Here is a 23,556-nt window from a genome sequence, read left to right on the forward strand (position 1 = left end):
ATCTTAAGTTTAAGAGGTCTATAAAGACGGCTATGAAAAACCATCCCGATCAATCACCCCCCCGACCAGTAATGCTCTGCATTCTTGACGGCTGGGGATATAGCAAAACCACCGTTGATAATGCCATCGCCGCTGGCAAAACGCCGAATTGGGATCGCATGATTGCCACTCGGCCACACAGCCTGCTTGGCACATCCGGTGCGGATGTCGGCCTGCCTGAGGGGCAAATGGGAAATTCCGAGGTTGGTCATATGACAATCGGTGGTGGCCGCGTCATCCTTCAGGACCTTCCTCGTATCAATCATGAAATTGAAGCGGGAATCCTGTCAAAAAACCCGGAACTTCTTGATGTTATCACCAAGCTGAAAGCCTCCAAAGGAAGCTGTCATATTGCGGGTCTGCTATCCTCGGGCGGTGTTCACTCTCATCAGGACCACATGGTCGCGCTTGCGCAAATCATGGATGAAGCCGGCATTCCTGTTCATATCCACGGGTTTATGGATGGCCGTGATACGCCGCCGAAAGGTGGTGCCGGCTATGTAGCTGAATTTGAGAGCAATATCTGTGAACTGGATAATTGCCATATCGCGACGCTCGTAGGCCGCTACTTCGCGATGGATCGGGATACAAACTGGGACCGCGTAGAACAGGCATATAGCGCCATGTTTGACGGAACTGGTTCGAGTTTTACAGACGCAGTCGATGCCCTTGAATCCGCTTATGCGGCAGGCGAGACGGATGAGTTTGTTAGCCCGCGCGTAGCCGAAGGATATGACGGCATCAAGGATGGCGATGCCTTTATCATGGCCAATTTTCGCGCTGACCGGGCTCGGGAAATCCTGACAGCGATTACCGACAAAGGCTTTACCGGCTTCACCCGCAAAAATCGGCCACAGCTCGCCGCCATAAAAGGAATGGTTGAATATTCGGCGACCCTCACCGAATTAGTTCCGGCCCTGTTTCCGCCGGTTGATGTCAAAAAGACACTCGGTGAAGTTGTCGCCAGTTCCGGTAAAACGCAGCTTCGTATCGCGGAAACAGAGAAATATGCTCATGTCACTTTTTTCCTGAACGGAGGCGAAGAGCGGGTTTATCCGGGAGAGGAACGCATCCTGGTCCCCAGTCCGAAAGTGGCAACGTATGACCTCAAGCCGGAAATGTCCGCTTATGAGGTTCGGGACGAATTGGTAGAGGCAATCAAATCCGAAGAATTTGATTTGATTGTCGTTAATTTCGCCAATCCAGACATGGTCGGCCATACTGGTGTGATGGAGGCGGCTATCAAGGCTGTCGAAGTGATCGACGAATGTATTGGCGATCTCTCTGAAGCGATGGAGAGCGTCGGCGGAGCAATGATGATTACAGCAGACCACGGCAATATCGAGGTGATGCGCGATCCTGATACCAAAGCACCCTATACATCCCATACGACAAACCTTGTTCCCTTTGTGTTGGCAGTGGGCGCGGATGATGCCATTGTCAGTGATGGCACGCTTGCCGATCTCGCCCCTACAATATTGAAACTGATGAAGCTTGAAGTTCCAACAGAAATGACGGGCAAAAGCCTGGTTAAGGAGAGGGAGGGGCTGGGAACCAACCGTGTTGCGTCTTAAGTTCAGTTCGCGTCATTGCGTTTACCTATACCCCATAGCCATTGGCCTGCTTGGGGTTGTTCTGTTGCTGTCTCCGGCGACTTCCGTTGCCTCACCGAATGATGATCTCAAGGCCTTGCAAGCGGCGCTGAGCGCCGCAGAAAGTCGGCAGGACGACTTCACCGCGCAGATTGAAAACCTTGGCGACGAGATCAAGTCCCTGAAACGGCAGTCTGTTTCAGCGGCCCGAAACCTGACACTACTCGATAAGAAACTCGTCGATGTGGAGGAGCGACTGGATCAGATACGGCAAGTGGAGGACGATACGCTTCAGGATCTGAAAAAACGAAATGCTGATCTTGCCGTAACACTGTCCGCTTTGGTAAATCTCAGCCGCCAACCGGAGGGAACTTTGATGGGAAACCCGACCGGGCTGGTCGATAGTTTGCGCGCCTCGACCTTGCTGCAATCGATTTTGCCGAAACTTAAAACTGATGCCGATCAACTTTCAATGCAGTTAAATACCCTGGCGAGTCTCCGCGCAGAATATGCTGCGGAGAAAGAAGAATTCAGTGCCTTGCGGGACGAACGCATCGCGGAACAGGAGGCGTTGGACCAGCTTTTGGCGAAGAAACGCACTGCACAAAACAAAGTAGAGCGCGAGAGGCAGGACGAGCAGCAACGACTCGAAAAGCTCGCTGCCGAAGTTCACGATACGACCGCATTGCTATCGCAGCTGGAAAAGGATAAGGCACGACAGCTCGCCGCCGAGAAAGAACGGCTTGAGAGAGAGATTGCGGCAAAGGAAAAAGAAAGAAAAGCTTTAGCCGCCATCGAACCCACCAATGACGCAACTCAACTGCCCGCGGCGGAAAAGACAGCAGAAGTTTCGCGTAAATTGACAAATCTTGGTCCGGGTCGTCAGTTCACAGATGCGAAAGGCTTGCTTCCATTACCAGTTGGCGGCAGAATCGTCACACGATATGATGAAGGTGATGACGTAAGCCATAAAAAAGGAATAGTAATCGAGACGCGTCCGGAAGCGGCCATTATATCGCCTTTTGATGGCCAGATCGCCTTTGCCGGCCCTTTTCGCCATTATGGCCTGTTGTTGATCATTGATCATGGTGATGGATACCATACATTATTGGCGGGTATGGGGACCATCGACGGAACGGTCGGCCAATTGTTACTCGCCGGGGAACCGGTTGGCCGAATGAAAAGTAGTAGCAAAGAAAAACCAAAGCTCTATATGGAGCTTAGAAACAACGGTGCCCCCATTGACCCCGCCCCCTGGTTAATGGCGGAGAATAGAAAGGTTAGCGGATAATGAGACATGTTGTAACAGGAGTGTTGGCGGCGTTGGTGCTCATATTATCGATCGCCATTATTGCCACTCCGGATAAGCGTGTGGAAGCCAGCTCCGAAACTTATCGGCAACTAAACCTCTTTGGTGATGTATTTGCCAAAATCCGTGAGGATTATGTCGAGGAAGTTGACGATGAAAAGCTGATCGAAGCGGCCATAAACGGCATGTTGAGTTCACTCGATCCGCATTCAAGTTACCTCAATCCGAAAAATTATGATGGCATGAAAGTGCAAACGCGCGGCAAGTTTGGCGGATTGGGCATTGAAGTAACCATGGAAAATGGCTTGGTGAAAGTCGTTGCCCCAATTGACGATACACCGGCGGATAAAGCCGGGGTCCTCGCAGGCGACTATATCACCCACCTTGACGGAGAACCGGTTCTTGGGCTGACTCTTGCCGAGGCAGTGGAGAAAATGAGGGGGCTGGTCGATACAGACCTCAACCTGACGATCCGTCGCGCCGACCAGAAAGAACCCGTCGAAATTACACTGACTCGCGCCATCATTACTGTTCAATCCGTGAAGGGTCGGATTGAGGATGGCGATATACTCTATGTCCGTATTTCCAGCTTTACGGAACAGTCAGACAGCGGCCTGCGCAAGGCCATCGAACAATTGAAAACCGAGGTAGACGGCGATTACAAAGGCCTCATCCTGGATCTACGAAATAATCCCGGCGGGCTCCTTGATCAGGCAATTGCAATCTCTGACGATTTTCTGGACAAGGGGGAGATCGTCTCAACCCGCGGACGCAATTTCGATGATGCTCAGCGCTACAACGCGAAACCGGATGATATTGTCGATGGCAAACCCATCGTCGTTCTGATCAATGGCGGTTCCGCCAGCGCGTCGGAAATTGTCGCAGGCGCCCTTCAGGACCATGGTCGCGCCGTTGTTCTGGGGACCAAAAGCTTTGGTAAAGGCTCTGTCCAAACGATTGTACCGTTACAGGGGAATGGTGCGATGCGTATGACTACTGCGCGCTACTACACACCATCCGGGACCTCAATTCAGGCAAAAGGCATCGTCCCGGATATCGAGGTGGAACAAGCCAAGCTCGAAGTACTGGAAACGGCCAGCGGACGCTCGGAGGCAGACCTTCGAAACCATCTTGAGAATAGTGATGAGTCAGATACCTCGGATAGAATAAGTGAGGAAGGGATTGAGGCGGCTGACATCCTCGACTATCAGCTGCTGCGTGCGAAAGATCTGTTGAAAGGTGTCTGGCTGTTTGCGAAAAAAGAAGTTAAGTAACGAAAACCTAGCTCTTTCGGCGGATTTCAATAGAGTGCGTAATTAACCGCCTCGTCGGAAGGATCGACTTTATCGGCGGATTACTGTGGGAAATTTGATTAACGACCAAAAAACAAAACCGGCTCCCAAAAACAGGGTGTCGGTTTTGTTTATTGTGTCCCTTGCAGTAATACTTGCCATAATTGGCGTCACCAGCTGGAGCTATTTTAGCAAGCCTGACCTTCCAAAAGCGCCAATTGCCACCGCCAGCACTGAAATCAACGCGACAATAGAGATTCCGGCGGCACCGGCTGACGTTGTTCAAGAACCGGAACTACCAAAGCCACAAGCAGAGCTTAGTGAAACAACGGAACCCCAGGGGACGCCGGAAGAAGCCCCCTTGCCAGAAGTTGAGCCACAACCTGAAGCCGTGCCCGACACAGCTCCGCCGGAGCTTGAAGAAATTGCAGAGGAACCAGTGCCAGGTATCACGATGGATACCCCGGCTCTGGATGATCCACCAGACAGTTCACCTTCAGCCTTATCGGAGCACTTGGGTCAGGAAGAACCGAAAACTCCACTGAGCCCCCCAAATGTTGGCCCGCCCGCTGATAAATCGATACAGAAGGACGACACCACGCCCTTCACTCCAATTCCTGAAGATACGGCACTGCCGGAACGTCCCAGCAATACGCCAGAAGAAATGGCGTCGGTGAAAGAGCAATCGACGTTGGCTGATGAATCAAATATGAGCGCTTCAGTTGAAACGGAGGCCGCCCCTGCAGAAATGCGTCCGGGCAAAACACCAAGCGAGCAATTACCACAAGTTGTTAAACCTGAATTACAGAATACTGCCTTAGCCGATGAAACGACTGCTGAAGAACCGAAGACGCCGCTGCAAGAGTTTGCCGTTAAATTTGATATAAGCGACAAGCGTCCCCGTATAGCCATCATTCTCAGTGATGCCGGCATTAGCGCGGCACATACCCGCGAGGCCATTGAAGTTCTACCCGCAGCTGTCACTTTTGCTATCAATCCATATGGCAGCAATCTCCAGAATTTCGTCGACCAAGCGCGGAAAAAGGGCCACGAGATTTTACTACAACTCCCCATGGAGCCAAAAGGCTATCCACGGATCGACCCAGGCGCGAAAGCTCTAAGAACAGATCTTGAAGAATCCGAGAATCTTGAGCGCCTTGAATGGGTACTTGACCGTATCACAGGCTATGTTGGACTGACGAACCAGATGGGCTCAAAATTTACAACAGAGCCAGCAGCTATTACACCTGTCCTCAAGGTCATCAAAGAAAAAGGGCTTCTCTATCTCGATAGCCGAACGGCAAGTGATAGCGTGGCTGCCGACATTGCAATCGGGCTGGAAATTCCGGTCGCCATCAACAACCGGTTTCTGGATCATAAAGCTGACGGTGATATTATCGATGCACGGCTGGAGGACCTTGAAAATATTGCCCGGCAGGCTGGCTTCTCCGTCGGCATTGCCTATCCTCATACGGAAACATTTCAACATATAATTGACTGGGCCAGCACCTTGGACAAAAAGGGTTTCGCTCTGGTGCCCGTATCAGCCCTTATCAAAAAGCAGGAAATCGAATGACTGAGAAAATCTCACCTGAAAGCCTTCCCTACCGTCCCTGCGCCGGAATGATGATCCTGAATAGGAAGGGACAGGTCTTCGTCGGACGGCGGCTCGATATGGTCAGCGAATATTGGCAAATGCCGCAGGGCGGCATAGACGATGGGGAGGCGCCCCTTGAGGCGGCGCTTCGCGAACTTGAGGAGGAAATCGGCACCCGCGATGTTGAGCTTATCCACAGTCTGGATGAATGGCTGACATATGACCTTCCGGACGATCTGATCGGTAAAGTATGGAAAGGGAAATATCGTGGGCAGAAGCAGAAGTGGTTTCTATTCCGGTATCTGGGGGAAGATCAGGATATAAATATCGTAACCCGGCATCCTGAATTTTCGGAATGGAAATGGGCGACAGTATCAGAAATTCCACAGCTGATCGTCCCGTTCAAACGTGATCTTTATGAGACAATCATACAAAGATTTGCATCGAGCCTCTAAATTTCAGGAGTTGCAAATTTTACCTACGCCGCAATCAGTAGTATAGATTGCCGGATAATTTTATATATTTCCCAATATATAGTAGTTCGCGTCTCTTTAATTAAAATGAGGCTAATAGGTTGTATTTCCATTTACCTTCCGATTATAATCTTAACTAATTGTTAACTGTGGGTTATTTTTATAGTTAACAAATTTGGTTAATTTTTGGTGTATGAGAAGCTTGTCTTATTTGTTCTTGTCGATACTAAAGAGACCAAAAAATTAACGGCTTGCAAACATGGTGCATAGCCAATAGCCTTTCTAGGATGTCTTAGTAGTCGTTTAGTGAGCGTAGAATGAAACATTATGAAGAGCTTACCGGAGGAGAGGGCAGACGCGTCTTTTATCGCGCTGAGCGCTTCGATGCCAAAACATTAATGAGTAGCATTTCGCCCGTCATAAATGTTGACGACAAATCCTTTGATCTTTTTGACATCAGCATGAGCGGCATTAGTTTTGTCAGCCCGCAGAATTTTTCATGGCTTGAGGACATGAACAAGGATGTCCCGCTCAAGCTCAAGCTTGGCTCGACGGAAATATTTGCTGGAAATGGCAAGATTCGCCGGATTGAGCCCCACGAAAGCCAGCATAAAGTCGCAATTGAGTTGACAAAAGGCTTTCTTGATATCCAAAAAATTCTTGATCAGCATGATGACCTCGCACTTCAACAGGCGGTCACGGTAGGATTGGCGGATCAGTCTCATCTGGTCCCGGCCGCCTATAAGGAAGCGATCAGCGATGCTGTTTACATGCTCCGATCCATTCACACCGTGCTGGACAAAGTTGAAAACGATCTAAATCGAGACGATTCCAGACGAGATGAGCGGATAAAAGATATTATCCTGGCGTGTGAGACGAAGGCCTTGGCACGATGGAAAGAGATTTCCAAACGATGCTTGGAAATCTCGCAGTCCCTTGGGAACAATGAGACGGCAATTGCGGCCACCAAGAGATATACAGAGCTGGTTCTGACCCCAGAGCTACTGCCCGGCGCTAGCTGGAACCGTGCATATTTGAAACCGCTTGGATATCCCGGTGACTATCAGGTTATGAATTTCGCCTATAACCTCAATCTGGAAGGCGACACCGCATACGCAAAATTCTGCCACCGTCTTGGTACGTCAACGGGGGAGTTTATTGCGACCCGCATGACGATGACAAAACAGACCATTGCTAACCTGAGCGCAAAAGCCGCCAGTAAAGGGCAAACTCGCTTCAAAGTCGCTAGCCTCGGTTGCGGGCCGGCGCAGGAAGTCGCGAATTATCTGAAAACATCAAAACTGCCGCTATCGATGGAGTTCACATTGATAGATCAGGATCACGATGCCCTTTCCTATGCCTACAACAGTACTTATCCTCAAGTCGCACGGCTTGACGGCAAGGCGTCCGTCAAATGCCTCCATGCTACTTTTCTCGAATTCCTGGCGACAGGCAAGCTATTCAGAAAGCTGGAAAAGCAGGACTTGATTTATGCAGTTGGTCTTGCCGATTACCTTGGAAAGAAGCGTGCGACAAAACTCGTCAATGATCTATATAGCAACCTGTCTCCCGGCGGGACTTTGCTTATCGGTTGTATGCGTAGCTCTGAGGAGAGCCTTGAATGGCAGGTGGAATATGTCTGTGACTGGACGCTGGTTCACCGCAACGAAGAGGAAATGCTTGAGCTCGCAAGAGATATCGATGAAGACGCAACGCGTAACATCGCAATTGACTCAACCGGGCACTGCCACCTCCTGATCATCAACAAGCCAGAGTAATCTGCCTCAGGGTTGCGGGCTCTATTGGCTGGAAGTCACCCGCGAGCCTGCCGGTGACTCTGCGTATCGTCAGAATCATGGCTAACCAGCCGCTCTTTTGGAAACTCTACAATGGCGACTGTTCCTTCACCTAGATGGCTATCCAGCGTGATCGAGCCATCGTGCAATTCCATAATATTTTTTGTAAGCGGCAGTCCAAGGCCAGTCCCTTCATAATTACGCGACATTGAACTTTCGATCTGAACAAACGGGGCAAATACTTTCTCAATATCTGCGGGATCGATGCCGATACCCGTATCCTTGATCCGAACCCGGAGACCTCCATTTCCGACCTCTTCAAAGCTAATCGCCACCGAGCCACCCTTATGGGTAAATTTAACTGCATTGGAAAAGAGGTTTAGAAATACCTGTGCAAGCAACCGTGGATCGCCAATCATTTGATAGTCATGCGATGGCACGTCAAAGGCTAGGCGAACGCCCCGCTCCGCGGCATGATCGCGAATTATACGCAATGTTGAGTTAACTGTATCGACAATCGACACTTCCTCATCCTGCAAGACCAGCTTGCCTGCCTCTGCTTTCGAAAGGTCTAGAATGTCATTAATAATACTGAGCAAATGCTGCCCGCTGACATTTATATCCTTAGAATATTCCTTGTAACGGTCCTGACCGAGCGGGCCAAACATCTCCTTTTCCAATATTTCTGAAAAGCCGATGATGGCATTGAGCGGAGTCCGTAACTCATGCGACATAATGGCCAGGAATTCGGATTTGGAATGGTTCGCCGCCTGCGCCTTTTCGGCAAGCTCATCGCTCTTCACACGTTCCTCATCGAGCTTCATCATGTTAATAAAGTCTTTTCGTCGTGCAAGTTCCTGAATGTAACTTGCAAAAATGCTCATAGCCGCAGCGACAACCAGAAAAAATCCGTTCTCAAGCAAATCGAGAAAAGGCAACGGATTGAGGAAAGTGGTAACAACGAAATATAGAAATAACAGAATTATGGTTACTACCGTCGCATAGAGAAAGCGGACCGGCGGAACGCAGCAGGTATAAATAAAAACCGGGACCAATCCAGCAAAGTAGATAGATCCACCAATCGGATCCGCAAGTGCAATCATAGCAATTACGCCGGAACCACTCGCTAGCACACACACAGCGGAGATAGGTTGTGCAAATGGTTGAGTCTTTAACCAGAATGTCGATAGGGCCGCAAGAATAAAGAAGGGGCAAATTATCAGAAAGCGGATAGCCCACGCTTCATAAACGACTTCCGGAATGGCGTAGATATCCAGGATAGCAAAAATTGCATAAATGAGGACGGCGCCAGTAAGCGACAATCGGATTACAGGCAGAGCCTTCTTCAGCTCAAGTGCATTATGAAGCTTCTCCACATCTTTTTCTTTGAAGTGGAGAGAATACATATCAATTTTGAACTTACCATCGCCGAAATGGTTGGCAATACGTTCAAGATTCCACATTTACACCTGCTAAGCTATCCAATTAGCCAAATTATGTATTTCACAAGGTAATAAAAATAGAATGTAAAGGTTAATGACGTCTTAATCAGGGGTATTTTGCCAATATTTTATTGAACTTAAATGCAGTTTATAGGGTACTGTCTAATGCTTCATAAATGTCCGATAAAGCATCTTGGGAGTGAGTAATTTAGTAGGCGGCTCAGCGAAATGCATGACACGGTAAAACTGTTTGGCAACCTCGGGATCATTTGACGCCATAACTTTATCCTTGAACCATCTTGTGAGCGCAAACGTTACAGGGCGCCTTCCTTTGGTGGTCCGGTATTTAAAATCCTCACCAACGGCCATTTCCCAAGACACGTCCAGTATCTTTGCAATGTCTTTGAAGAAAGGCCTGGCGATTGCCATCGGAATACTATCCCCAGATCTACTGATTTTCTTGAGGTTTTTCTCCAGAGCAAGGGCTTCCAGGGCTGCGACAGTTATGCCTTGGCCAAAAAAGGGGTTCGCTCGACAGACAGCATCTCCCAGAACCACCAATCCTTCCGGGAATTTCTTTAACTCTTCAAAATGTCGTCGTATCGCTTTTTTAAACTTAAACGAATGTATCTCTCCAACCAGCTTTGCGTTTTTTGCAGCTTCATGAACTTCAGGCTCCGGTAGGGATTTTAAAAATCCGAGAAAGTCTTCAGGTGTCGTCGGCGGATAGTCGCCACAATATCCCGCCGCCGTTACCATCCATTTCCCGGCTTCTACAGGAACAAACGCACCGGCTCGTGTCTCTTCCGGCGCCTTGGGATAGATAAGCACACTCTTATAGCGCCCTTGCCAGTCCTCTGGTATCTCCATGAGGCAGCTTGAATAGGCAAAATCCGGTTCTACTATACTCTCCCGCGGAACCGGATAACCAAAAGTAGCCAGTTGTTTTATTATATCAGTTGAAGCACCGGAGGTGTCTACGAACAGATCGGCGTTTTGCTCGCTTTCCTCCCCTGACTTCACATCTGTTAGAACCACCGACGTAACTTTGCCGCCATTTTCGGAAAGCCGATATTCTTTGTTTTTCGTCCCGTATGTAAAAGATATATTTTTCACCTTTGTAACACGGTCGCGCAAAACAAGCTCAAGCATTGGTCGTGTCTGAAAAAACGTTGTCATGCCTCCTTCAAACGAAGGCATCCACTTTCCGGTGACACGCCAGCGTACATCATTACCAAGTACGGCTGTCTGGGAACCAGCCTCCTGCATTTCCGATTTTATGCCAGGAAACAAGCCTTCCAGTATTTGTTCACCGGCGTTCAGCAAGACATGAATGTGACGGCCCTGGGGAACGCCCTTTCGTGGCACGGGAGCTGTCGGTTCATGGTCTTTTTCGACAATCACCACCTGCTGAAAGTAATCTGACAATACGCGTGCCGCAAGAAGCCCGGCAAACCCGCTTCCCGTCACAATGGCTCTTTGATACTGTTTTTGATCGGGCACTGAAGTCCTCAAGGTATTTTCATATTACGAATATTCCGGGAATATTAGGCGCCCTAAATCACAAAGTCAGCAGTTCATGCAATAAAAAAGGCGATTATATACTTGACAAACCCACTCCTGATTCATACATAAGGATCAAGGAGTTGGAACAATGTCTGTACTATCAAAAGAATACTTTCATAACGAAGAAGCCGCAATAGCTCACCTAGAGAGCATCTTGTGGGGAGACGAGCCGATTTGCCCGCATTGTGGCAGCGTAGGCAACTCCTACAAGATCGGCGGCAAGAGTGCCCGTCCGGGCCTTCGGAAGTGTGGTGACTGCCGCAAGCAGTACACGGTAAAGGTCGGCACGGTGTTTGAAAGCAGCCATGTACCGCTCTACAAGTGGCTACAGGCAACCTTCCTGATGGTATCCAGCAAGAAGGGTATCAGCGCCCACCAGTTGCACCGCGTTCTGGAAGTGACGTACAAGACGGCATGGTTCATGGCGCACCGCTTGCGTGAGGCAATGCGGGACGGTGGTCTTGACGTATTCGGTGGCGAGGGCGGCACGGTTGAGGTTGACGAAACTTTTATCGGCCATGACAAGGATATTAAGCCCAAGTACCAGAAGAAGGGTCGCGGTTACGCTCACAAGCACAAGGTGCTGGCGTTGGTTGACAGGGATACGGGCCGCGCACGGTCAATGGTAGTGGATAGCTTGAAGGCGACCGCACTGGTCCCGATCCTGAAAGAGAACATCGCCAAGGAAACCCGCGTTCTGACGGATGAAGCCGGTCAGTACAAGAAACTGGGTAACGATTTTGCCAAGCATGACTTTGTACGTCACGGCATCGGTGAATACGGTCGCGGCGAAATCCATACGAACACGATTGAAGGCTATTTCAGCATCTTCAAGCGCGGCATGAAGGGTGTCTATCAGCATTGTGCAAAGCGTCACCTGCACCGCTATCTTGCAGAGTATGACTTTAGGTACAATGAGCGGAAAATTACGGACAGCGAGCGGTCAGATATTGCCTTAAGGGGTATCGTTGGCAAGCGGTTGACTTACGCAAATTAAAAGAAACAATGAAGTCACGTTGCTAAAATTGCTTACTTCAATCTTTTCTTTACCGCAAATTAATAGGAAGTATCCTATATAAAGGAGATGGTAGAAAAGGCCCTCGAAGGCGGTGGTTATCCACTGTGTCTACCATAACCGAATAAGGGGCGGATTGCTCCGCCCCTTAAAGTTTAATCAAATGCCAGGCAATCTGGGCTGATCGTTCTGATCATGTTTAAGACGTATACGAAACGCCTTAAGACCATATTGCCAAGCAAAGATACGCCTACCGTTACGTAGACGGATTGATGCCCGGTAGATATACCGGTCTTCTAAAGTGTCCATAGGGGTTCTCCTCTATTGGACGGTTGTACCGCTCTCCACGCCGTTGATCTTCACTCACAGGCGTGGGGGCGGCTCTTCTCGGCACTAACTCACTATGAATTAATACCCGAAGTTCTATACCTGTGAAGTACTCTCACTGGGTCTTGATCCTTATTGTCCGGGCGATGGTTTTCCACCGGGGCAAACTCTTTTAATCGGTAAACATTGCCATCGTAATGAAGTGTTCCATCATTCTTAAGTCTACTAAGTAAACTGGAAACAGATTTGACATTAATATCTATACCCTGTTGTGTTGCCAGTTCGCAGGCAATGTTTCCATTAAGCCCTTTAGCACCGCGTTGATCCAATAGCTTGAATACCAAGGACTTAATATTAGATCGAGGTGCTCGTTGTTTCGGTTTTGAAGATTCTCCCGAAATGTTATCGTACACATCTTGCAAGGCTTTGATTTGAAGAGTTAAATCGTCAACCTGTTTCTTTTTTTCGTTTATTGAAGCCAGCAGGGCTTTCATTGTTTGGTCCTTTGCCATAAGATTCTCCTGTAGAAAATGGCGATATATTCTAGCCCCAGTGGGATTCGAACCCACAAGCCCTCGAAGGCATCGGTTTTAAAGACCGCTGTGTCTACCAATTCCACCATGGGGCCAGAGTGATATTATATTCGATGCAACATGTAAGTGTGAGTCTTTTCTGCGTTATAGCGTTAAAAAACCTATTGACATGAAAATAAGGTAACGTTTTCATATGGATGCAAATAAAAAAAGTCAGAAAAATAAATTTAAGGAAGCCGCTCGCGTACACGAAGTTGACGAAGACGAGAGGTCTTTTGACGACAAACTAAGACGAATATCAAAACAGCAACCCAAGAAGGAGAAACCCGCCGATTGAGCGGGTTTTTTATTGGAGAAATCAGATGAAGCATTTAATTTTACATTATGTTGCAAAAACGCTCGGGCTTTTGGTTCATATCAATGGATTGCCATATGGGGCAAAGATAAAAAGAGAACCGGGCGTATCTGGTTCTACTTATACCAGCGGTCCTGAATAAACTTGGATACGTCATCCGGCAGGTTATGCCACGCCGCCATATTATTTGTAGCATCAACAACATAGACTGAATCATTGGCGTCACACGCCGCCCATACAATATCGCAGGCCTCGTTTGAGTCCTTTGTAGAGTCTACATACCAATAAGATTGGTGGATTCTAACCCAGTTACTACCAAGCGATTTAATGGCGTCGGAAATTTCTTCGTAGTTCTGACCCGGCGAATGCAGGTCGTATGAGATGTGTAAGTTATTAGCCATATTCCCCTCCCGTTGGCGATTACGGGAGAAAGTCTGACTCAGATTCTACCGTGAGTCAATGACTGGGTGTGTAAAGTATATAATCGCCATAAAAAAGGGGCCAGATGCCCCTTTATCGTAGTCATAGTCTTAAATCAGCTAAACCATTGCATCAAGCAGTTGTTGCAAATGGTCCTTGTTCTCTGCGGCCCGTCGACGGGTTTCGTCGTCTTTTGCGTCTTCCTCATCTTCACGTGCATTCTGAATGCGCTGCTCCAGGTTAGTACGATCAAGATCTGCAACATAGACCGCCTCTTCCGCCAAAACCGTCAGCTTGTCATTGGAGACTTCTGCAAAGCCGCCATTGACGAAAATGCGGTCCTTCTCCTTGTCATCTTCATAAATGCTAATTACACCGGGTCGTAATGTTGATGTAATCGGCGCATGACCCGCGAGAACGGCAAAGTCACCTTCTGCTCCTGGAACGACAATCATCTCGAAGCGATCCGACAGCAGTAGCTTTTCGGGCGATACCAGATCCATAGTGATCATTTCAGCCATCTCGACACTCCTTCAGGCAGCAATGCTTAAGCAGCTTCCGCAGCCAGTTTCTTCGCCTTTTCAAGCACTTCTTCGATACCACCGCACATGTAGAATGCTGCTTCCGGCAATTCGTCATATTCGCCGGCAACGATTTTCTCAAATGCGTCGAGCGTATCTTCAAGCTTCACAAATTTACCGGGAGAACCGGTGAACACTTCGGCCACATGGAATGGCTGGCTGAGGAAGCGCTGGATCTTACGCGCGCGGGCAACGATAAGCTTATCTTCTTCAGAAAGCTCGTCCATGCCCAGAATTGCAATAATATCCTGAAGCGACTTGTAGGTTTGCAGCGTTTCCTGAACTTCACGTGCAATTTCATAATGCCGTTCACCAACAATCGCCGGATCAAGCATACGAGACGTCGAATCGAGCGGGTCCACAGCCGGATAAATACCAAGCTCTGCAATCTGACGAGACAAAACGGTCGTCGCATCCAAATGGGCAAAGGACGTAGCCGGAGCCGGGTCGGTCAAGTCGTCGGCCGGAACATAAATGGCCTGAACAGAGGTAATCGAACCCTTGTTGGTCGATGTAATGCGTTCCTGCAGCGCACCCATATCCGTTGCCAGCGTCGGCTGGTAGCCCACGGCAGATGGAATACGACCAAGAAGCGCAGACACTTCCGAACCGGCCTGAGTAAAGCGGAAAATATTATCGATAAAGAACAGCACATCCTGGCCTTCGACATCACGGAAATATTCTGCCTGTGTCAATCCAGAGAGAGCAACACGCATGCGTGCTCCGGGTGGTTCGTTCATCTGGCCGTAGACAAGCGCCACTTTCGACTTGTCACCTTCCAGATCGATAATACCGCCTTCAATCATTTCATAATAAAGGTCGTTACCTTCACGAGTACGCTCGCCAACACCGGCAAACACGGAATAGCCGCCATGGCCCATGGCAACGTTATTGATCAATTCCATGATCAAAACCGTCTTACCCACACCGGCGCCGCCAAACAGGCCAATCTTACCGCCTTTTGCATAAGGAGCGAGCAGGTCGACTACCTTAATGCCGGTGACAAGAATTTCCGCTTCGGTCGACTGATCAGCGAAGTCAGGGGCTGGAGCATGGATCGGAGCGGTTTTATCTGTCTTGATCGGGCCGCGCTCATCAACAGCTTCGCCTACCACATTCATGATGCGGCCAAGGGTTTCCGGACCGACCGGCATGCGAATGGCATCCCCCGTATCCGTCACTTCCTGTCCGCGGACCAAACCTTCGGTCGCATCCATGGCAATTGTCCGGACAGTGTTTTCACCCAGATGCTGCGCCACCTCCAGCACAAGCCGCTGGCCATTATTCTCACAATGCAGTGCATTCAAGATATAGGGGAGTTCTCCCTCAAATTGTACGTCTACGACGGCGCCCAATACTTGGGTGATTTTGCCGACATTCTTTGCCATTTTCATGCTCCCTACAGGGTCACTTCAGTTCTTAACAATCGATGGAAAAGCTAGAGAGCTTCTGCACCGGAGATAATTTCAATTAGTTCGCTCGTAATCGCTGCCTGACGTTCACGGTTATATTGCAGGGTCAATTTATCAATCATTTCCCCTGCATTACGGGTCGCGTTTTCCATGGCCGACATACGTGCGCCTTGTTCAGAGGCCGAATTTTCGAGAAGGGCCCGGAAAATCTGCACCGACAGATTGCGAGGAAGCAATTCTGCAAGAATTTCCTCTTCGTCCGGCTCATACTCGTAAACAACATCACCTGAATCCGGCTCCGCACTCTCTGGCACGGAAGCAGGGATGATCTGCTGCCCTTGGACTTCTTGCGTCATGACAGATACAAATTTGGCGTAAAAAATGGTACAGACGTCGAATTCGCCTGCATCAAACATAGCCAGAACACGCTGGGCGATTGGCAAAGCGTCATTGAACCCAATCCGCTTGGAACCAGAAAGATCCACCAGGTCAATGATCAGGTGACCATGTTTCCTTTTAAGGGCATCGCGCCCCTTCTTGCCAACACAAAGGATTTTAACATCCTTGCCCGCCGCAACAAGTTTATCGACCCTCAGCGAAACCGCTTTGGCGATGGAGTTGTTAAACCCACCGCAAAGCCCGCGCTCACCCGTTGCCGCAATAATCAAATGCCGTTGGTCGGAGCCCGTACCTGCCAGCAGTTTCGGCGCATCATCACGCCCTACCATCCCGCTTGCAAGGGACGCCATCATACTGTCCATACGTTCGGCATAAGGCCGTGCAGCATTCGCAGCTTCTTCCGCATGGCGGAGTTTTGCTGCCGCCACCATCTTCATGGCCTTGGTGATCTTCTGCGTCGATTTAACGCTGCTGATCCGGTTTTTGAGTTCCTTAAGGTTCGCCATGTTACGGCTATCCCTTTCCTAAGCTCAATTTTTACGCAAACGTCTTCGAGAAGCCGTCAAGAATGTCGTTCAGCTTCGCTTCGCTTTCGCTGGACAGCGCGCCTTCCTTCAGGATTGTATCGAGGAGATCCTGATGCTTAGCGTGCATTTCCGAAAGAAGCTGTTTTTCAAAGTCGCCGATCTGACCAACTTCGATCCGATCAAGATAACCCCGCACACCGGAAAAGATCACAACAACCTGCTCTTCCATGGTCAGCGGGCTGTACTGTGGCTGTTTCAACAGTTCCGTCAGGCGGGCGCCGCGAGCCAGAAGCCGTTGCGTTGCCGCATCAAGATCGGAGCCGAACTGCGCAAAGGCGGCCATTTCACGATACTGAGCAAGTTCCAGCTTAATTGAGCCGGCCACCTGTTTCATTGCTTTCGTCTGCGCGGACGAGCCCACACGAGACACCGACAGGCCCACGTTAATGGCCGGACGAATACCCTGATAGAAGAGCTCAGTTTCCAGGAAAATCTGTCCGTCCGTAATCGAGATAACGTTTGTCGGGATGTAGGCCGACACGTCACCGGCCTGTGTTTCAATAACCGGCAATGCGGTCATCGAACCCGAGCCATTCTCTTCATTCAGCTTGGCCGAACGTTCCAACAAGCGGGAATGGAGATAGAAAACGTCACCCGGATAAGCTTCACGTCCTGGCGGACGGCGCAGCAGCAAGGACATCTGGCGATAAGCAACAGCCTGCTTGGACAGATCATCATAGATGATCAGGGAGTGCATGCCGTTGTCGCGGAAATATTCCGCCATTGCGCACCCAGTAAACGGGGCAAGATACTGAAGCGGCGCCGGGTCCGAAGCAGTCGCCGCAACCACGATGGAATATTCCAGAGCGCCGTTTTCTTCAAGTGTCTTCACCACTTGAGCAACAGTTGAGCGCTTCTGACCAATAACCACATAAACACAGTAAAGCTTCTTGCTTTCATCATCCGTCGCATTGACAGACTTCTGATTGAGGATCGCGTCAACTGCAACAGCCGTCTTACCGGTCTGACGGTCACCAATGATCAGCTCACGCTGACCACGCCCAACCGGCACAAGGCTGTCAATTGCCTTAAGGCCCGTCATCATTGGTTCATGCACCGATTTACGTGGCATAATGCCCGGTGCCTTCACGTCAACGCGACGGGTTTCCGTTGCATCAATCGGCCCCTTGCCATCGATGGGGTTTCCGAGGCCATCGACAACGCGGCCCAGCAAGCCCTTGCCAACACCTGTTTCGACAATGGCACCTGTCCGCTTAACCGTATCGCCTTCACGAATGTCACGGTCAGAGCCGAAGATCACGACACCGACATTGTCGGTTTCCAGGTTCAAGGCCAGCCCCTTAATACCGCCTGGAAATTCGACCATTTCACCGGCCTGAATGTTATCCAGACCATAGACACGCGCCACACCGTCACCGACGGAAAGCACCTGGCCAACTTCTGAGACTTCAGCTTGCGTATCAAAACCCGCAATCTGTTGTTTAAGAATTTCGGAAATTTCTGCGGCGCGGATGTCCATCACCCAACCCCTTTCATCGCAAACTTAAGATTCTGAAGCTTGGTTCGGATCGAGCTATCGACCATTCGTGAACCAACTTTAATTACCAGGCCCCCGATCAGGCTCTCATCAACATTTGATTCGAGACTGACATCACTGCCAATGGCAGATTTGAGAGCCGCTGACACAGCGTCAAGCTGACTTTTAGTGAGTTTCTTCGCAGAGCTGACACTTGCCACCACCTCACCGCGTTCGGCAGCAAGCAATTGGCTATAGACAGCAATCATATCGGAGAGCGCAAAGAGCCGACGGTTCTTAGCAACTGTTCCAATGAACCGCCGAACCAAATCACTTACGCCCATTTTTTCAAGAACGGCGCCCATCGCCCGGGCTTGGTCATCCCGGCTGATGACCGGGCTTTTAACCAGACGAGCAAGATCTGCGTTCTCATCCATCATTGATTTGATTGTCGCCAGATCGGCGGCGACGTCGTCCAGTTGTTTGGCAGATGCAGCCAAATCAAACAAGGCCGTCGCATAACGACCCGCGATACCGGAAACTGTTATGTTCTCAGCTGACAAGAAACGATCCCCAGGCCTGAAAATAATGACGCGAAACGCGTCAGACTAAAATGAATTCCCCCTCTGCATGGTGACCTTTTCAGGCCCCCATCATTGAGGCAACGGGTTATTAGCACAGGGAATTCCGGGTGGCAATATGCTGCACACCAGTTTATTCACCAATTTTCCCTATTTGCGCCTTTCAGGCCGCAAAAAGTACATTTCTACATAAAATTATACGGATCGATATCTATCTGCAGCCTGATATCATTGGGTACTTTGCGCCCTTGCAACCATTTTCCGATAACAGACTGGATATTGATATCTTTGTCGCACTTCACCAAGAAGCGATAGCGATGTCGGCCCCGTATCATGGAAAGAGGTGCCGGAGCCGGACCAAGGACCGTAATTTTTTCTCCCATTGGCGCCCGCCGCGCCAAGTCATGGGCAAAAGCGGCAACTGATTCGGCTTTTACACCCGAAAGAATCAACGCCGCAAGCCGCCCGTAAGGAGGCATCCCGGCATTCTCCCGTCCTGCTGCCTCTAGGGCAAAGAAATCGGAGCTCTGCTGATGGACAATTGCTTCTATTACCGGATGTTCCGGCAGATAGGATTGCAGATAGACTTTCCCCAAAAGAGATTCGCGCCCCGCCCGACCGGTCACCTGTGAGAGCAATTGATAGGTTCTTTCAGCAGCGCGGAGATCTCCGCCCGCAAGCCCCAGGTCCGCGTCAATAATGCCGACGAGGGTCAGGTTCGGGAAATGATACCCCTTGGCAACCATCTGGGTGCCAATCAAAATCTCGATTTCACCCCGCTCCATCGCACCGACGAACTCTGCTGCCGCCCGTGGACTGGAAACCGTATCACTTGCCATCATCGCTATTTTGCGGCCTGGAAACAGACTTTCCGCTTCTTCCGACAATCGCTCGATGCCGGGGCCGCAGGCCTTGAAGCTTCCTTCCGCCCCGCACTCGCTGCAGCTTTTCGGCAAGGTCGTGGTGTAACCACAATGATGACATTGCAACCGGTTCGTCAGCCTGTGTTCGACAAGCCACGCACTGCAGTTCGGACATTGCAACCGATGACCACAGGTGTCGCAGAGGGTAAGAGGTGCATAGCCGCGGCGATTGAGAAAAAGCATAACCTGCTGCCCCTGAGCAAGTGTGTCCTCAGCAGCGAGCCTGAGCGGTTCCGAAATCCAGCGTTGCGATCCGGGAGGGTGTTGCTTCAGATCAACAACCTCTACGTCAGGCAGAGCCGCGCCTCCATAGCGTGAGGCAAGTTTAAGATGGCTGTATTTCCCTGTTTGAGCGTTCATCAGGCTTTCCAATGAAGGCGTAGCCGAAGCAAGAACAACCGGAAAGTCACCAATTTTAGCGCGTACTACCGCCATGTCACGGGCGTTATAAGGTACACCTTCATCCTGTTTGTAGGAGGCCTCATGTTCTTCATCCACAACGATCAGGCCCAGCATCTTAAATGGCAGGAAAAGAGCGGACCGGGCGCCCACTACGATATCGGCACGGCCTTCTATCACGGCACGCCAATTTCGGCGGCGCTCGGATTGACCGAGATCCGAATGCCATTCCACCGGTCGCGCGCCAAATCTCTCCTCAAACCGTGCGAGCCATTGTGCCGTCAGGGCGATCTCGGGAAGCAGGACAAGTGCCTGACGACCGGCTTTAAGACACGCGGCAATTGCCTCAAAATAAACCTCCGTCTTACCAGACCCGGTAACGCCATCAAGTAAGGATACCGCGAATGCATTTTTCTCTACCTCTGAGATAAGGGCGTCTGCCGCCAGTGTCTGGCCCTCAGAAAGCTCAAAGGCAGCGTATTGCCAATTCGCGGGAATGATCGGCCGCTCCGCCGGCAGATCAACGGCTTCCAGCGCACCTTTGTCGGCAAGCCCTTTGACAACAGAGGTACTGACTCCGGCAATAGCTGCCAGATCACTCGCAGTCTGTGTCCCCCCCTCTGCCGCGATTTCTAAAACGCGTTTACGGGCGGCGGTCATTTTCCCCGGTTGCTCACCCGTGAACCGATATCCGGTTCGCGGCGCTTTGGGATAAAAGGCTTCCGGGACACTGATCGCCATTTTCAAAACCCGGCCGCGTCGCTGCATGGTGTACTGAGCAACCCAGTCAATAAAATCCCGGCTTTCCGCCGGCAGCATCGCGACGGGCAGAACGGCCTGAATGTCCTTCATCCGATCTTCGGCGAGACTGGAATCTGTCGCTTCTTCCCAGACGACCCCAGTCACTTCCCGATGGCCAAGCGGAACCGTCACAAAGTGCCCGACGTCAACGTTCAAGGATGCAGGGGCACGATAATCATAAACGTCCCCGATAGACAGAGGCAGAAGAACACGGACACGGCGATGTTTAATTGTGCTGCTCATATCTATGCGATAGACTATTCTGACATTTTGAACCAGTTGTAAGCGTTAGGATTTAAGAATTACTCATGAAATTTTTTGTTGATACAGCGGATACTGAAGAAATCCGTGAGCTCGCCGACACCGGCCTCCTTGATGGCGTAACGACCAACCCGTCCCTTATCGCCAAGACGGGCCGGGATTTCTTCACGGTTATACAGGAGATTTGCGAGCTTATCGATGGTCCAGTCAGCGCCGAAGTTGCCGCAACGGACTTCGAAACCATGCTGGCAGAAGGAAAAAGGCTTGCCGGGCTCGCGGAAAATGTCGCTGTAAAGGTTCCGCTCACCATGGCGGGCCTTAAAACCTGCGCCGAACTGAACCGCGCGGGCACGCAAGTAAATGTCACCCTCTGCTTTTCCGCGGCACAGGCAATCCTCGCAGCCAAGGCCGGAGCGGCTTTTGTATCGCCCTTCGTTGGTCGACTGGATGACATCGGCCAGACAGGCATGGATTTAATTGGGGATATCGTCCAGATTTATGACAACTATCCGGCTTTAAAAACGGAAGTCCTTGTCGCATCAATCCGTAATCCCACTCATATTGTCGAGGCTGCGTTGCTGGGAGCGGATGTCTGCACTATCCCGCCCCAAGTCCTCAAACAGCTGGTGTCCCATCCTTTGACGGAAAAGGGTCTCGCGGCGTTTCTTGCGGATTGGGAAAAATCCGGCCAGACCATTCTCGGATAACAGTTAATGTGTGAGTAGATTTCGTGGAAAAAAAATCAGGCAGAAAAGTTAAAGCAGGCACCGACAATTCCTCTCCTTCCTTAAGTGAAGAAGACGTGCGGAACTGGCTGATCAAGAATCCGGATTTCTTGAATAATAATGCGGACCTGCTGACGATGGTCCTGCCGCCCGAACGAATATCGGGTGACGGGATTGTTGATATACAGTCTTTTCTCGTCAGTCGTCTGCAAAAGGAAGTGACGCATCTGACCGTGCTGCAGGATGACTTTGTCGAGGCTGCCCGAAATAACATACATACCCAGGATATGGTTCATGCCTCTATTCAGGCGATTTTGAATGCGACAAGCCTTGCCCATTTCGTCCATATCATGACACAGGATTTGCCCGAGCTGCTGGAAATTGATGTCATCACACTGTGTATCGAAGATGGGCCCGTCAAACTTCCGGACATAACCGGCCTGCGGCGCCTGAAAGCGGGCAGTATCGATCGGGCCCCATGGCGCAGTCGGAATATAATCTTGCGACCACAGGCTCCCAAGTCAAAAGCCGTTTTTGGCCCCGCAAAAGATCTCGTCCATTCGGATGCGCTGATCAGACTGGACGTGCCCTTCCTCCATACGCAAGCAATGGTCGCTTTCGGCAGTCGGCAGGAAGCGCATTTTCATGAAGAACAGGCGACGGATCTGCTCCAGTTTCTCGCCAATTGCATGCAGGCATGCCTGCAAATGTGGCTGGAGCAAAAGCCAGCGTAATCATGGGTAGCCAACCGCCTCTCGCCCGCATTCTTGAAGACTGGATCGATTGGCTCGTTCATGAGAAGAAAGCAAGCCGCCATACCGTCGAAGCGTATGAGCGGGACTTGCGGGATTTTCTCGCTTTTCTGACTGGTCATATCGGAAAGGAACCAGATGTTAGTGATCTCGCTGAGATGCGTACAGCGGACTTCAGGGCCTATCTCGCCCATCGCCGGCAGGAAGGATTAAGTGCAACGTCGCTCCGTCGGGTGCTGTCTTCAGTTCGCAGCTTTTTCAAGCGTCAGGAACGAAACGGCCTCCTGCATAATCCCTACCTGAAAACCCTGCGCACACCGAAAGCAGGAACACGCCTTCCCCGCCCCCTTCCTGCAGTCGACACGCAGAAACTACTCGAAGATAAAGTAAATCCGCAGGAGGCGAACTGGATCAGACATCGGGACCTGGCCGTCCTCACCCTGCTCTATGGCTGCGGCCTTCGGATCGGGGAGGCTTTATCGCTGAATTTCCGTGACAGGCCCGTTTCGGACACCATGACGCTGATTGGCAAAGGAAACAAGGAGCGTATGGTTCCGGTCCTGCCCGCCGTTCGCGACGCCATTAATCTGTACATGAAGGAATGTCCCTTTTCACTTGGTGATAACGATCCGCTTTTTGTCGGGATAAGAGGGAAAAGGCTTACCGCCCGCGCTATTCAACTTAAAATGCAGACCCTTCGGCGAAACCTTGGTCTTCCGGAAACGGCCACCCCTCACGCCTTGCGGCACAGTTTTGCAAGCCATTTACTGGCGGGCGGGAGTGATTTGCGCTCCATTCAGGAACTGCTCGGCCATGCCTCTCTCTCCTCCACCCAACGCTATACTGATCTGGATACGGAGAAGCTGCTCGCGATGTATGACCAGACCCACCCAAAAAGCTGA

Annotated in this window: 20 protein-coding genes; 10 read left to right on the top strand and 10 right to left on the bottom strand. The window is 50.5% G+C overall.

From position 1 onward, the window contains the following. The first annotated feature begins 32 nt into the window (after window positions 1-32). The 6 genes from gpmI to AACZ19_RS11880 all read left to right on the top strand — a co-directional run bounded on the left by gpmI (window position 33) and on the right by AACZ19_RS11880 (window position 8,080). On the top strand, window positions 33-1,613 hold the full coding sequence (gene gpmI / locus AACZ19_RS11855) for a 2,3-bisphosphoglycerate-independent phosphoglycerate mutase (RefSeq protein ID WP_339634173.1): 1,581 nt from the start codon (window positions 33-35) through the stop codon (window positions 1,611-1,613). Then, window positions 1,600-2,922 carry a peptidoglycan DD-metalloendopeptidase family protein gene (locus AACZ19_RS11860; RefSeq protein ID WP_339634175.1) on the top strand — a complete coding sequence of 441 codons (1,323 nt, stop codon included), beginning with the start codon at window positions 1,600-1,602 and terminating at the stop codon, window positions 2,920-2,922. The genes gpmI and AACZ19_RS11860 overlap by 14 nt, the downstream gene beginning before the upstream one ends. Continuing rightward, window positions 2,922-4,214, top strand: a complete 1,293-nt coding sequence (locus AACZ19_RS11865) for a S41 family peptidase (RefSeq protein ID WP_339634177.1) — start codon at window positions 2,922-2,924, stop codon at window positions 4,212-4,214. The genes AACZ19_RS11860 and AACZ19_RS11865 overlap by 1 nt, the downstream gene beginning before the upstream one ends. Window positions 4,215-4,299: 85 nt before the next feature. After that, window positions 4,300-5,808: a divergent polysaccharide deacetylase family protein gene (locus AACZ19_RS11870; RefSeq protein WP_339634179.1), complete on the top strand. Its 1,509-nt coding sequence runs from the start codon at window positions 4,300-4,302 to the stop codon at window positions 5,806-5,808. Further along, window positions 5,805-6,284: an RNA pyrophosphohydrolase gene (locus tag AACZ19_RS11875; RefSeq protein ID WP_339634181.1), complete on the top strand. Its 480-nt coding sequence runs from the start codon at window positions 5,805-5,807 to the stop codon at window positions 6,282-6,284. Before AACZ19_RS11870 ends, AACZ19_RS11875 begins: the two co-directional genes overlap by 4 nt. Before the next feature lie 335 nt (window positions 6,285-6,619). Then, complete coding sequence (locus AACZ19_RS11880) at window positions 6,620-8,080, top strand: PilZ domain-containing protein (protein ID WP_339634183.1); 1,461 nt, start codon at window positions 6,620-6,622, stop codon at window positions 8,078-8,080. A 35-nt stretch (window positions 8,081-8,115) separates the two neighbouring features. On the opposite strand, the gene AACZ19_RS11885 is transcribed toward AACZ19_RS11880, so the two are convergent. Beyond that, entirely contained in the window at window positions 8,116-9,561 is a 1,446-nt protein-coding gene (locus AACZ19_RS11885; protein ID WP_339634185.1) for a HAMP domain-containing sensor histidine kinase, read from the bottom strand. A 141-nt stretch (window positions 9,562-9,702) separates the two neighbouring features. After that, entirely contained in the window at window positions 9,703-11,043 is a 1,341-nt protein-coding gene (locus AACZ19_RS11890) for an FAD-dependent monooxygenase (protein WP_339634187.1), read from the bottom strand. A gap of 151 nt (window positions 11,044-11,194) precedes the next feature. On the opposite strand from AACZ19_RS11890, the gene AACZ19_RS11895 reads away from it, so the two are divergent. Continuing rightward, window positions 11,195-12,103, top strand: coding sequence for an IS1595 family transposase (locus tag AACZ19_RS11895; protein ID WP_339634189.1), 909 nt, complete (start codon window positions 11,195-11,197; stop codon window positions 12,101-12,103). A 419-nt stretch (window positions 12,104-12,522) separates the two neighbouring features. On the opposite strand, the gene AACZ19_RS11900 is transcribed toward AACZ19_RS11895, so the two are convergent. The 8 genes from AACZ19_RS11900 to AACZ19_RS11935 all read right to left on the bottom strand — a co-directional run bounded on the left by AACZ19_RS11900 (window position 12,523) and on the right by AACZ19_RS11935 (window position 21,159). After that, the gene (locus tag AACZ19_RS11900) at window positions 12,523-12,960 is read right to left on the bottom strand and encodes a hypothetical protein (protein ID WP_339634191.1); all 438 of its coding nucleotides are present in this window, start codon (window positions 12,958-12,960) and stop codon (window positions 12,523-12,525) included. A gap of 492 nt (window positions 12,961-13,452) precedes the next feature. Beyond that, the gene (locus AACZ19_RS11905) at window positions 13,453-13,737 is read right to left on the bottom strand and encodes a hypothetical protein (RefSeq protein WP_339634192.1); all 285 of its coding nucleotides are present in this window, start codon (window positions 13,735-13,737) and stop codon (window positions 13,453-13,455) included. Window positions 13,738-13,875: 138 nt separating this feature from the next. Next, window positions 13,876-14,277, bottom strand: coding sequence for a F0F1 ATP synthase subunit epsilon (locus tag AACZ19_RS11910; RefSeq protein WP_339634194.1), 402 nt, complete (start codon window positions 14,275-14,277; stop codon window positions 13,876-13,878). Window positions 14,278-14,303: 26 nt separating this feature from the next. Next, window positions 14,304-15,725 carry a F0F1 ATP synthase subunit beta gene (gene atpD / locus AACZ19_RS11915; RefSeq protein WP_339634196.1) on the bottom strand — a complete coding sequence of 474 codons (1,422 nt, stop codon included), beginning with the start codon at window positions 15,723-15,725 and terminating at the stop codon, window positions 14,304-14,306. A gap of 50 nt (window positions 15,726-15,775) precedes the next feature. Beyond that, entirely contained in the window at window positions 15,776-16,654 is an 879-nt protein-coding gene (locus tag AACZ19_RS11920) for a F0F1 ATP synthase subunit gamma (protein ID WP_339634198.1), read from the bottom strand. 31 nt (window positions 16,655-16,685) lie between these two features. Next, entirely contained in the window at window positions 16,686-18,215 is a 1,530-nt protein-coding gene (atpA, locus tag AACZ19_RS11925; protein ID WP_339634199.1) for a F0F1 ATP synthase subunit alpha, read from the bottom strand. Further along, complete coding sequence (locus AACZ19_RS11930) at window positions 18,215-18,775, bottom strand: F0F1 ATP synthase subunit delta (RefSeq protein ID WP_339634201.1); 561 nt, start codon at window positions 18,773-18,775, stop codon at window positions 18,215-18,217. Before AACZ19_RS11930 ends, atpA begins: the two co-directional genes overlap by 1 nt. A gap of 203 nt (window positions 18,776-18,978) precedes the next feature. Further along, window positions 18,979-21,159, bottom strand: a complete 2,181-nt coding sequence (locus AACZ19_RS11935) for a primosomal protein N' (protein ID WP_339634203.1) — start codon at window positions 21,157-21,159, stop codon at window positions 18,979-18,981. Window positions 21,160-21,224: 65 nt separating this feature from the next. Here AACZ19_RS11935 and fsa point away from each other — a divergent pair, with 65 nt between their 5' ends. From fsa to AACZ19_RS11950, 3 genes are read left to right on the top strand one after another with little or no spacing between them, the layout of a single operon-like run. Next, window positions 21,225-21,884, top strand: coding sequence for a fructose-6-phosphate aldolase (gene fsa, locus AACZ19_RS11940; RefSeq protein ID WP_339634205.1), 660 nt, complete (start codon window positions 21,225-21,227; stop codon window positions 21,882-21,884). 23 nt (window positions 21,885-21,907) lie between these two features. Beyond that, a complete protein-coding gene (locus AACZ19_RS11945; protein ID WP_339634206.1) occupies window positions 21,908-22,636 on the top strand; it encodes a DUF484 family protein in 729 nt (242 codons plus the stop codon). Window positions 22,637-22,638: 2 nt separating this feature from the next. Next, complete coding sequence (locus AACZ19_RS11950; RefSeq protein WP_339634207.1) at window positions 22,639-23,556, top strand: tyrosine recombinase XerC; 918 nt, start codon at window positions 22,639-22,641, stop codon at window positions 23,554-23,556.

It is taken from the genome of uncultured Sneathiella sp. (assembly GCF_963973085.1).
Classification (GTDB): domain Bacteria; phylum Pseudomonadota; class Alphaproteobacteria; order Sneathiellales; family Sneathiellaceae; genus Sneathiella.